We start from the raw sequence: 10,048 nt of genomic DNA on the forward strand, positions 1-10,048 counted from the left end.
ATTAGAGGAAAGTAGTGAAAGTTTTAGTCGTAGGTAATGGGGGCAGAGAACACGCGATCGCTTGGGCTTTGTTGCGATCGCCCCAAGTGGAACAGGTATTTTGTACTCCTGGTAATGGGGGAACGGCAACGCTGTCACGCTGTCAAAATTTGCCCTACTCTGTGGATGATTTTGAACGGATCGGTCAAGCAGTTCGAGAACAGGGGATCGATCTTGTGGTAGTGGGTCCAGAAGTTCCTCTGGCTATGGGAATTACAGATTATCTCCAAGCTCAAGGCGCAATGGTATTTGGTCCTACCAAAGCTGGGGCGCAAATTGAAGCAAGTAAAGCCTGGGCAAAAGCTTTGATGCAGGAAGCAGGAATTCCCACCGCTAAAGCTGCTGTATTTACCCAGGAAGCTGCTGCTAAAGATTATGTCACCGCACAAGGAGCGCCCATAGTCGTCAAAGCTGACGGATTAGCCGCAGGTAAAGGCGTGATCGTAGCCGAAACAGTCGCACAGGCACATCAAGCTCTAGAAGCGATTTTCGCGGGGCAATTTGGCGACGCGGGTAAGTTTGTTGTCATTGAAGAATGCTTAATCGGACAAGAAGCCTCTGTATTGGCGTTGACAGACGGGATAACGATTCGTCCCCTACTACCAGCCCAAGACCACAAACGCATCGGAGAAGGGGATACAGGCGAGAATACGGGCGGAATGGGAGTGTATGCCCCTGCTCCCCTGGTTACGCCAGAATTAATGGCAAGGATCGAACGAGAGGTATTACAGAGAGCGATCGCCACTTTACGCTCTAAAGGCATCGATTATCGGGGCGTATTATATGCAGGTTTGATGATTGCTCCTACAGGGGAATTTAAAGTTCTAGAATTCAACTGTCGCTTTGGCGATCCTGAAACCCAAGCTATTTTACCTTTACTGGAAACCCCCCTAGAAGAGTTGCTCGTGGCTTGTTGTCAGCAAAAACTAGGTGAATTGCCTCCCATCGCCTGGAAGCCGGGAGCCGCCTGTTGTGTTGTCGCCGCCGCCAAAGGCTATCCAGGTGCATATGAAAAAGGTCATGTCATCACAGGAATAGAATCAGCCGAGGCTTCGGGGGGTTGTGTATTTCATGCTGGAACCAGACTAGGACAAGGGAGACAAGGAGGCAAGGGGGAACCGACTGATGTAGAGACGTTACATGTAACGTCTCTACACCCTACACCCTACACCCTATACTCCACACCTGTAGTGACAGATGGGGGAAGGGTATTAGGTGTTACTGGTGTAGGAGAAAATTTCGAGCAAGCGATCGCCCTTGCTTATGATGCGATCGCCCAAATCCATTTTGACGGCATTTACTATCGCCGCGACATCGGACACCGAATTCAGTGACTAGTGAATAGTGGCTAGTGACTAGCAAAGAGTCGAACCACTAACCACTAGCCACCAGCCACCAGCCACCCACCAATGACAAATGACAAGTAACCACTTTGTCTTTTAAGTCGAAAAACTTTACCTTAGAACAAAGGACATATAAAATACCAATTTTTATTCACATGTTAGCGCCGTTAAAAACAATTCAAGAAGCGATCGCCCGTTGGTGGTTTGAGCTAACTCTGCCAACTAAGTTGATGGCTGCTGCGACGCTGGTAGTTTCGTTAATTGTCAGTGGTTTCACTTTTTGGGCAGTTAACACGATTCAAGTGGATGCAAGGGTAAATGAAACCCGCTTCGGACGTGACTTGGGGTTGTTACTTGCTTCTAACGTTGCCCCTCTGGTAGCGGAGAATAATTACACCGAAGTCGCTCAGTTTTCTCAACGCTTCTACAGTAGCACTTCTAGCGTGCGCTACATGCTCTATGCCGACGAAGCAGGAAAAATCTTTTTTGGAATTCCTTTTTGGGAACCAGCCGTACAAACTTCACTGACAATTGAGCGCCGGATTCAGCTCCCAGAAGATTACGCCGCTAATTCTGAATTGCCGATGGTGCGACAACACCGAACGCCTGATGGGGAAGTCACTGATGTTTTCGTCCCGCTCAATCATGAAGGTAAATATTTGGGAGTATTAGCAATTGGAATCAACCCAAATCCTACAGTTGTCACCTCTTCCAATCTCACCCGCGATGTAACAATTGCTGTTTTCGTGTCAATTTGGGTCATGGTCATTTTGGGTGCTGTATTTAATACTCTCATGATTACCAAACCAATTAAAGAGTTATTGACAGGTGTGAAAAATATTGCGGCTGGCAATTTTCAACAGCGGATCGATTTGCCTTTGGGAGGAGAACTCAAGGAATTGATTTTTAGCTTTAATGAAATGGCAGAACGTTTAGAGCGTTATGAAGAACAAAATATCGAAGAACTCACTGCCGAGAAAGCTAAATTAGAAACTTTAGTTTCTACTATTGCTGATGGTGCTATCCTGCTTGACACCAATATGCAAGTGATTTTAGTCAATCCTACAGCACGACGGATTTTTGGCTGGGAAAATGGAGATGTCATTGGAGATAGTGTATTAAATCATCTACCAATCTCAGTGCAAGCAGAATTAAATCGCCCTTTATACAAGATAGCAAGGGGAGAAAGCGAAAGTGCAGAGTTTAGAATTCCGCTTTCTCAGCCAACTATGCGCACGATTCGGATTCTTCTGACTACCGTTCTCGACCAACATCGAGAAAGTATTAAGGGAATTGCTATGACAGTGCAAGACATTACTCGCGAAGTCGAACTGAATGAGGCGAAAAGCCAATTTATCAGCAACGTCTCTCACGAATTACGCACGCCTTTGTTTAATATCAAGACTTATATTGAAACCCTTCACGACTACGGTGAAAACCTCAGCACCGAAGAACAGCGGGAATTTTTAGCAACTGCAAATAACGAAACCGATCGCCTCACTCGTTTGGTTAATGATGTCTTAGACTTATCTCGTTTAGAATCTTCTTGTCGGATTTATCATTTTGAAGGAGTAGATTTAGCACAAGCAGTCGAACAAACTTTACGAAATTATCAATTGAATGCTAAAGATAAAGGAATTGAATTAATTCAGCAAATCGAACCCGAACTACCACAAGTTTTCGGTCATTACGACTTATTACTTCAAGTATTTACTAATTTAGTTGGCAACGCGCTTAAATTTACTGAGCAAGGTGGAAAAGTCGCGATTCGGGCTTACAAAATGGAGCCTGCAAGAGGCGATCGCATTGTATCTCCCCAGGTGAGAATTGAAATTGCTGATACGGGAATTGGTATCGATCCAGAGGATCAAGCAGCTATTTTCGATCGCTTTTTCCGCGTGGAAAACCGCGTACACACTTTAGAAGGAACCGGGTTAGGACTTTCTATTGTGAAAAATATTATGGACAAACATCATGCCAACATTCATTTGGTTAGTGAGGTTGGTGTCGGGACAACTTTCTGGTTCGATCTAGCAATATTTCAAGAACATAGCAATAAGAGTATGGGCATACCAGAAGTAGATATTTCAACTGAAAATACAATTGATACAACCGCTCATGTAGTTTAACGCGATGAAATGCGATCGCGTACACTTGTTATATCTTGCCATCCATAGGCAATTTCTTTTAACATTACCCCGCCTCTTTCAATTTGTTTTTCGTATACTTTTTGTCCGCCGATAGTTTCATAAAATCTACAGGCAGGGTTATCTGCTAATACCCAAACTAACATTGAGTTAAAACCCAATTCAGATAGTTTATCCACAGTAGATAGAGTTAATTTGTAACCAATTCCCTGACGCTGGTATGCTGCTAAAATGTATATGGCATATAACTCACCTTTGTAAGTGCGATCGCTAGTTCGTTCTTTTCCACTATTAGCAAAACCAATAATTTCTCCTGAATTGTTCTCAGCTACATCAACGAATTGGCTGCTACTCATAGTATCTTCTATAATTTTTTGCCAAGCAATCTCTCGCTGCTGGTAGGAAAGTTTAGCTAGATATGATTCTGGAATAATTCCTTTATATGTCGTATACCAAGTATCTACATGTACCCGTGCGATCGCTTGTACGTCATTTAAATTTGCTTCTCTTATAATCATTACTCGCTCATCGTTGCCAGAATTTCGAGTTTAGCTCATGCTATAATTTTTACAAATTTCTTACCATAGTTTGTGCATTCGATGGAAACAACCCGCTTATCAAGTGAAGGTCAAGTTATTATCCCAAAGATATTACGCAGTATTCATGGTTGGGAAGCAGGACAAGAACTGATTGTAATTGATACAGGTGATGGCATTCTGCTTAAACCTAAAAAACCTTTCCCAGAAACAACATTGCAGAATGTTGCAGGATGTTTGAAATATCAAGATAAGCCTAAAAGTTTAGGTGAAATGGAAGATGCAATTCGTCAGGGAATAGCGGCTCAGTGGCGTGGTTTCAGTTGACACGAATACCGAATGTTTATCTCACAAATATAAACGCGATCGCGCAAGTTTTGCAATGGCACGAAAACGGCTTAGATTTTGCTGATGCATTTCACCTAGCTCAAAGTCAGAATTACTCAGCAATCTATACGTTTGACGAAAAGTTTCTGAAACGGGCAAAAAATTTATCAACGCAATGTGAGGTCAAGCAACCTGGATGAATATTGCGTTGATAATATATTTCTCTAAAAAATAAAAAATTTTCCAGCCTGCTGCAAATCTACGTTACCACCGCTGATAACCACTCCAACTCTTGCTCCTGGTGCAGTGACAACACCCTCTACTAAAGCGGCGGCGGCTAATACTCCTGTGGGTTCGACGACAATCTTCATTCTCTCCCACAAAAAATACATGGTGCGTTTAATCGCATCTTCCGATACTGTCACCATGTCATCTACATATTTCAATACTAAAGGAAAAGTAATTTTTCCCAAAGACGGAGTACGAGCGCCGTCAGCAATTGTATCGGGATTATGAACCGTATGCAGAGTTTTGCTATGAAACGATCGCGTTGCATCATCTGCTCTTTCCGGTTCTACACCAATAACTTTACATTGCGGAGAAAGTGTTTTAGCCGCGATCGCGCATCCCGATAACAGACCTCCACCACCACAACAAACTAAGAGTAAATCTAATTCTCCCACTTCTTCGATTAATTCTTTAGCAGTTGTACCCTGTCCGGCGATAACTTGAGGACGGTCGTAGGGGTGAATAAAAGTGAGTTGGCGTTCCCGACAGAGTTCGGCTGCTAACTCTTCCCTTGTCATTTCGGCGCGATCGTATAACAGTACCTCTGCACCATAACCCTGCGTAGCAGCTAACTTCACAGCTGGAGCATCCTTCGGCATGACAATTGTAGTGGGAATGTTGAGTAACTTACCCGAAAGCGCGATCGCCTGAGCGTGATTTCCCGAAGAAAATGTGAGTACACCCTGCCTTTTTTGTTGTTCTGAGAGCTGAGACAAAGCATTATACGCTCCCCTAAATTTAAATGCTCCCATTCTTTGGAAGTTTTCGCACTTAAAAAACACCTGTCTTTGCGTCAGTTCGTTTACCGTTCTGGAAGTCATTACGGGAGTTTTGTGAGCAACACCTGCTAAACGTTGATGCGCTGCCTCGATATCTGCAAAGGTGACAATATTGGTGTCGATGGGAGCTTCTGTTTTAGACATGACTCAAAGCGATGAGGAAACAGACTAATAACAACCCTAAAATTAACAACAAAGATTGATTGCGCTTCAGCCAATTTTGCAACACAATAGCAGGACTCTTGCTTTTCTGTCTTTGCTCCTCCTCCAATCGTTTTTGCTCGATGTTTTGGTAAAGCGTACACTCTGTCGCATATGGACGCTGGGGATACGTGCAGCTATCATCTAAATGGTAAGTACAAGTTTTACACAAAGGTTCGTCACCGGTAGCACGGTGTAAGGGAATGCCTGGATGACCGAATGCTTTGAGCGGCGTGCGGCAATAAGGACAGTTGACTACCTGAGAGTCAACTGCTTGATGACAACGGGGACAGGTAGGCATGGTACAAAGCAATTACGACTGAGGAAACTTGCGAACTTGATACTCGGATGACTGAATCAACTCGTAGGTTTTCCCCATCTGCTGGGCAAACTTAGCATCAATCTTGTCGAGTTGCTCGGTAGGGATAGATTTCCATTGCTCTCGCGTTGCCCAACGAATAATCATCACAACCTCCGTTGGGACATTAGGTTCTATCCAAACTTCTTTACTGAGAAAACCAGGATAGCCAGATAGTGCAGTCGTCCAAATTTCTGCATCTTTTTGGATAAATTTCTCCCTTAATTCAGGAGTAACTTTAAACTTGAGAAACTCAATAACCACGCGCTTTTTTCTCTATTGCTTGAAAGGATGGCGATCGCCAAATTTGCCAGAATATAACAGGAGGAGTTGGGGTGACATGTTTTTAGCATAGCTCGATCGCAGCGCTATTTCTGTAGGGGCGAGTTCACCCGAAATCTCTGTAAGTCACAAAGTCTCTTGGTAAACCCGCCCCTACAACTTGTTGATAAATTCCTTTAACTAACTGGATAGCAGGATGGATAATAACAACTGGATTAAACAACTATTGATGCTTGGTGTTGGTACGACTTCCCTTGTAGCTGAGAAGTTGCGGGAAGTAAGCGATGAATTGGTCAAGGATGGCAAAATGAATTCTGACCAAGCCAAAGTGTTTGTAGACAACATGATGCAGCAGCTCAAGATCGATCCCACAACTTTTGAGGCGCAGTTGCAACGGCAGATCCGTAATGTCATGCAGGATCTTGGCGTACCCCGTCAGTCAGAAATGGACGAGTTACGGGGACGGATCGATCGCCTAGAGCGTCAAATCCGCGATTTGGAAAATAAGATGTGGCGTTAGATGGTAATGGGTAATGGGTAAGTCAAAAGCCAAAAGTCAAAAGTCAAAATCAGCCTCTAGTCTCTCGCCTCTTGCGATCTCCAACTACCAATTACCAATTACCAACTACCCCATTACAAGATATAGTAGTGACGCACTTGCATAGCTGAAGGAGGGTCTAATTTTGAAAGAAATTCTCATCAGCGTGGGAATTACGTTAGTTTGCGTAGTGCTTTTGGTGCTAGCTCAGGTAGGAGGAGCGAAAGATAACGCTCTGGCTGAGACTACATCTGTTCAAGCATCAACTCAAGCCACATCCAGCACGCTTATAGCCCAGAAGCCAACGCAAACCCCAACTGCACCAAATAAGGTAACTCCAATGTCTGACAATAAAGCAATTACAACTGATTCTGGGCTGAAATACACCGTCCTCCAAGAGGGAAGCGGAGAAATGCCGAAAAAAGGTCAAACCGTCGTAGTTCACTATACAGGAACTTTAGAAGATGGTTCTAAGTTCGATAGCTCTCGCGATCGCGGTCAGCCTTTTTCATTTAAAGTTGGTACGGGACAAGTCATTAAAGGCTGGGATGAAGCACTCAGCACGATGAAAGTAGGCGAACGTCGCCAAATCGTCATTCCCCCAGAATTAGGTTACGGCGCTCGCGGTGCGGGTGGCGTTATTCCTCCCAACGCTACGCTGATTTTTGACGTTGAGTTGTTGAAGGTTAATTAATTAGTCATTTGTCACTGGTCATTTGTCATTGGCAAACACAAATGACCAATGACGTAGGGCGTAGACACCCGAAGGGTGGCTTCTCGAAGAATAGCCCTTCCCGAAGGGTATGACAAATGACAATTTAAAAATTCTGCTTGGCTAAATTCACAAATTTGGTCAAGTTTGGATCGAATAATAGCTTCACGGTTCCGGTGGGACCGTTGCGGTGTTTGGCGATGATGACTTCGGCAATATTGCGATCGGGAGAGTCGGGGTTGTAATAAGAATCGCGGTAAAGCATAATCACGATATCCGCGTCTTGTTCGATCGAACCCGATTCTCGCAAGTCTGACATCATCGGGCGTTTGCTATTCCGGGCTTCTACACTACGGCTGAGCTGAGAAAGGGCAATAATTGGTACGTTGAGTTCTCTCGCTAAACCTTTGAGCGATCGCGTGATTTTTGATAATTCTTGGACGCGATTATCGCCGCTACCTTCCATTAATTGCAAATAATCGATCAGAATTAAACCTAATTCTTTACCTTTTTCTGCTTGCAGGCGACGAGCTTGACTACGCATTTCCATCACGGTAATGTTTGGCGTATCGTCAATATATATCGGTAAATCTGACAGTTCGCCGATCGCGTGAGACAATAATTCCCACTCGTTCTGAGCAATTCTTCCCGTCCGCAACCTCTGACTCTCAATTCCCGCTTCGCTGGACAACAAGCGCTGTACCAGCTGCTCTTTTGACATTTCCAAACTAAATACTGCGACAGGAAACTTGTGCACTCTCGCAATATTATGCGCCAAACCTAGAGCAAAGCTGGTTTTTCCCATTGCCGGACGACCAGCGATAATAATCAAGTCAGAACGCTGGAAACCGCCCGTCATCGCATCGAGATCGTAATAGTTACACGATAGCCCAGGCTGAGCAATGCCTTGATTGTGACTCTCAATATCTTGAAAGGTATAGATTAAAGTATCGGAAATTGACACTAATTTCTGCTGCGGGCGTTCCTGAGTCACGCCGAAAACCTTTTGTTCTGCTTGGTCGAGGACAGTTGCTAGTTCTTTCTCTGTCTCAAATCCTAGCTGGACGATTTCATTTCCCGATGTAATTAACTGACGGCGGAGATACTTATCCATCACCAAGCCAGCTAAAGCATCAATATTAATTGCGGAAACCGTCCGGTCTACCAGCTGGACTAATTTGCTTTTACCACCGATTTTACTGAGGAGTTCGCGATCGCTCAACCAACCAACAACACATAGTAAATCTGTAGGTTTACCCTGCGCGTGCAGTTGCAGTGCGGCGCGATAAATTTCTTTATGGGCATCAATATAAAAGGCATCGGCAATTAGGCGATCGCTCACTCTGCCAATTGCTTCGGGATCGAGTAGAATACCACCTAGAATCGCTTCTTCTGCCTCAACATTTTGAGGTGGCAGGCGATCGACACCATCACTGACAAATTTTTGTTGATTATTGTACATATATAAAAAATAACAGGCAAAAGTTCAAGAAGCTCTCTCTACTTTTACCCGATTTTTTAATCAAGGGGTAAGGGAGAAGTCAAAAGTCAAAAGTCAAAAGTCAAAATTATTTATTCACAAATGACCAATGACGAATGACCAATGACTACTCTGCTACAACCTTCACTTCTACCGTTGCTGTCACATCTTGATGTAACTTCACATCAGCTTTGTAAGTACCGAGTTTACTAATGTCAGGTAAGGTAATACCACGACGATCCACTTCTTGACCGATCGCTTGCTGAATTAAGGTAGCTAATTCGCGGTCTGTCACCGTACCAAAGATTGCTTCTTTCTCTCCCACTTGCTTGGCAATGGTGAAACTGCCAACTTTTTCTAAAGCCGCTTTCAATTCTTGTGCTTGCTGCTTTAATTCTAATTGCCGTTGCCGTTCAACTTCTCGACGACGTTCGACTTGCTTTAAAACTCCAGCTGTAACTGGTACTGCCATTTTTTTAGGCAGCAAATAATTGCGGGCGTAGCCAGGGGCTACATCAACTAGGTCGCCATTTTTGCCTAGCTTGAGTATGTCTTGCGTTAAAACTAATTGCACTCGTTTCGCCATGAGCTGTCCTGTATACTTAAATATTTTTCTGCGATCGCGGTTACTACTGAAGATAGGATACCAAACCAATCCTTTGCACCGGACTACCCCCTATCATCCTTCTATGAGAGAAAGATAAGAGGGGGTAGAGTACCCGTACCAACAGGTTTGTAGCCTTGAGCCGCGATCGACGGTATGAAAAGGCTCTTACCTTTGCTACCGTCTCCAGACTCATCTTTAATGGAGCTAGGGCAAGACTTACTATTTTAGTTGAATTGTAGAGATAAATGCAAGTAAGGGTGGGTTCGCCAACCATATTTATTGCTCAACTTGAAAATCTATGTAAACCTGCCCTTACCAGACTGTAAAGAAAGCAAAAAGCGCCCCCCTTTTGGGGAGGCGCTTTCCTAAGTCAAACTAACGCGAATTAGCCATTGAGGGAAGGAGCTTCGA

At 44.1% G+C, this 10,048-nt stretch carries 11 protein-coding genes and 1 pseudogene; 6 read left to right on the forward strand and 6 right to left on the reverse strand.

Features of this window, described 5'->3' with window-relative positions:
* Positions 1 to 14 precede the first annotated feature (14 nt).
* Together purD and nblS are read left to right on the forward strand one after the other, a co-directional pair.
* On the forward strand, positions 15 to 1,373 hold the full coding sequence (gene purD, locus DSM107010_RS26735) for a phosphoribosylamine--glycine ligase (RefSeq protein WP_106168773.1): 1,359 nt from the start codon (positions 15 to 17) through the stop codon (positions 1,371 to 1,373).
* A 164-nt stretch (positions 1,374 to 1,537) separates the two neighbouring features.
* Positions 1,538 to 3,511: a two-component system sensor histidine kinase NblS gene (gene nblS / locus DSM107010_RS26740; protein ID WP_106168774.1), complete on the forward strand. Its 1,974-nt coding sequence runs from the start codon at positions 1,538 to 1,540 to the stop codon at positions 3,509 to 3,511.
* Here the strand turns inward: nblS and DSM107010_RS26745 are convergent.
* Positions 3,508 to 4,047, reverse strand: a complete 540-nt coding sequence (locus DSM107010_RS26745) for a GNAT family N-acetyltransferase (RefSeq protein ID WP_106168775.1) — start codon at positions 4,045 to 4,047, stop codon at positions 3,508 to 3,510. The genes nblS and DSM107010_RS26745 overlap by 4 nt on opposite strands.
* An 81-nt stretch (positions 4,048 to 4,128) precedes the next feature.
* Here DSM107010_RS26745 and DSM107010_RS26750 point away from each other — a divergent pair, with 81 nt between their 5' ends.
* Together DSM107010_RS26750 and DSM107010_RS26755 are read left to right on the forward strand one after the other, a co-directional pair.
* Positions 4,129 to 4,392 (forward strand): AbrB/MazE/SpoVT family DNA-binding domain-containing protein, encoded by a 264-nt coding sequence (locus DSM107010_RS26750; protein ID WP_106168776.1) that lies wholly within the window; start codon positions 4,129 to 4,131, stop codon positions 4,390 to 4,392.
* 2 nt (positions 4,393 to 4,394) lie between these two features.
* Positions 4,395 to 4,592 (forward strand): annotated as a pseudogene (locus DSM107010_RS26755) (PIN domain-containing protein); the annotation flags it as partial.
* A gap of 24 nt (positions 4,593 to 4,616) precedes the next feature.
* Here the strand turns inward: DSM107010_RS26755 and DSM107010_RS26760 are convergent.
* Genes DSM107010_RS26760 through DSM107010_RS26770 form a run of 3 tightly spaced genes read right to left on the reverse strand, consistent with a single transcriptional unit; the run spans position 4,617 to position 6,282 of the window.
* Complete coding sequence (locus DSM107010_RS26760; protein WP_106168777.1) at positions 4,617 to 5,603, reverse strand: threo-3-hydroxy-L-aspartate ammonia-lyase; 987 nt, start codon at positions 5,601 to 5,603, stop codon at positions 4,617 to 4,619.
* The gene (locus tag DSM107010_RS26765) at positions 5,596 to 5,961 is read right to left on the reverse strand and encodes a hypothetical protein (RefSeq protein WP_106168778.1); all 366 of its coding nucleotides are present in this window, start codon (positions 5,959 to 5,961) and stop codon (positions 5,596 to 5,598) included. Before DSM107010_RS26765 ends, DSM107010_RS26760 begins: the two co-directional genes overlap by 8 nt.
* Positions 5,962 to 5,973: 12 nt before the next feature.
* The gene (locus DSM107010_RS26770) at positions 5,974 to 6,282 is read right to left on the reverse strand and encodes a TIGR03792 family protein (RefSeq protein ID WP_015155969.1); all 309 of its coding nucleotides are present in this window, start codon (positions 6,280 to 6,282) and stop codon (positions 5,974 to 5,976) included.
* 214 nt (positions 6,283 to 6,496) lie between these two features.
* Between DSM107010_RS26770 and DSM107010_RS26775 the strand changes: the two genes are divergently transcribed.
* Both DSM107010_RS26775 and DSM107010_RS26780 read left to right on the forward strand, forming a co-directional pair.
* The gene (locus tag DSM107010_RS26775) at positions 6,497 to 6,820 is read left to right on the forward strand and encodes a phasin family protein (protein WP_015155970.1); all 324 of its coding nucleotides are present in this window, start codon (positions 6,497 to 6,499) and stop codon (positions 6,818 to 6,820) included.
* Between the two features lie 163 nt (positions 6,821 to 6,983).
* Positions 6,984 to 7,532 (forward strand): FKBP-type peptidyl-prolyl cis-trans isomerase, encoded by a 549-nt coding sequence (locus DSM107010_RS26780; protein WP_015155971.1) that lies wholly within the window; start codon positions 6,984 to 6,986, stop codon positions 7,530 to 7,532.
* Between the two features lie 124 nt (positions 7,533 to 7,656).
* Here the strand turns inward: DSM107010_RS26780 and dnaB are convergent, their stop codons facing one another.
* Positions 7,657 to 9,012, reverse strand: a complete 1,356-nt coding sequence (gene dnaB, locus DSM107010_RS26785; RefSeq protein WP_106170854.1) for a replicative DNA helicase — start codon at positions 9,010 to 9,012, stop codon at positions 7,657 to 7,659.
* Between the two features lie 145 nt (positions 9,013 to 9,157).
* Positions 9,158 to 9,616 (reverse strand): 50S ribosomal protein L9, encoded by a 459-nt coding sequence (rplI, locus tag DSM107010_RS26790; RefSeq protein WP_015155973.1) that lies wholly within the window; start codon positions 9,614 to 9,616, stop codon positions 9,158 to 9,160.
* Positions 9,617 to 10,048 lie beyond the last annotated feature (432 nt).

Source organism: Chroococcidiopsis cubana SAG 39.79 (assembly GCF_003991895.1).
GTDB classification, from domain to species: domain Bacteria; phylum Cyanobacteriota; class Cyanobacteriia; order Cyanobacteriales; family Chroococcidiopsidaceae; genus Chroococcidiopsis; species Chroococcidiopsis thermalis.

Bases quoted from the DNA above. Each gene is read 5' to 3' on its own strand.
- DSM107010_RS26750 (WP_106168776.1), top strand. From the start codon at position 4,129: ATGGAAACAACCCGCTTATCAAGTGAAGGTCAAGTTATTATCCCAAAG.
- DSM107010_RS26760 (WP_106168777.1), bottom strand. From the start codon at position 5,603: ATGTCTAAAACAGAAGCTCCCATCGACACCAATATTGTCACCTTTGCA.
- DSM107010_RS26745 (WP_106168775.1), bottom strand. From the start codon at position 4,047: ATGATTATAAGAGAAGCAAATTTAAATGACGTACAAGCGATCGCACGG.
- nblS (WP_106168774.1), top strand. From the start codon at position 1,538: ATGTTAGCGCCGTTAAAAACAATTCAAGAAGCGATCGCCCGTTGGTGG.
- dnaB (WP_106170854.1), bottom strand. From the start codon at position 9,012: ATGTACAATAATCAACAAAAATTTGTCAGTGATGGTGTCGATCGCCTG.
- DSM107010_RS26765 (WP_106168778.1), bottom strand. From the start codon at position 5,961: ATGCCTACCTGTCCCCGTTGTCATCAAGCAGTTGACTCTCAGGTAGTC.
- rplI (WP_015155973.1), bottom strand. From the start codon at position 9,616: ATGGCGAAACGAGTGCAATTAGTTTTAACGCAAGACATACTCAAGCTA.
- DSM107010_RS26775 (WP_015155970.1), top strand. From the start codon at position 6,497: ATGGATAATAACAACTGGATTAAACAACTATTGATGCTTGGTGTTGGT.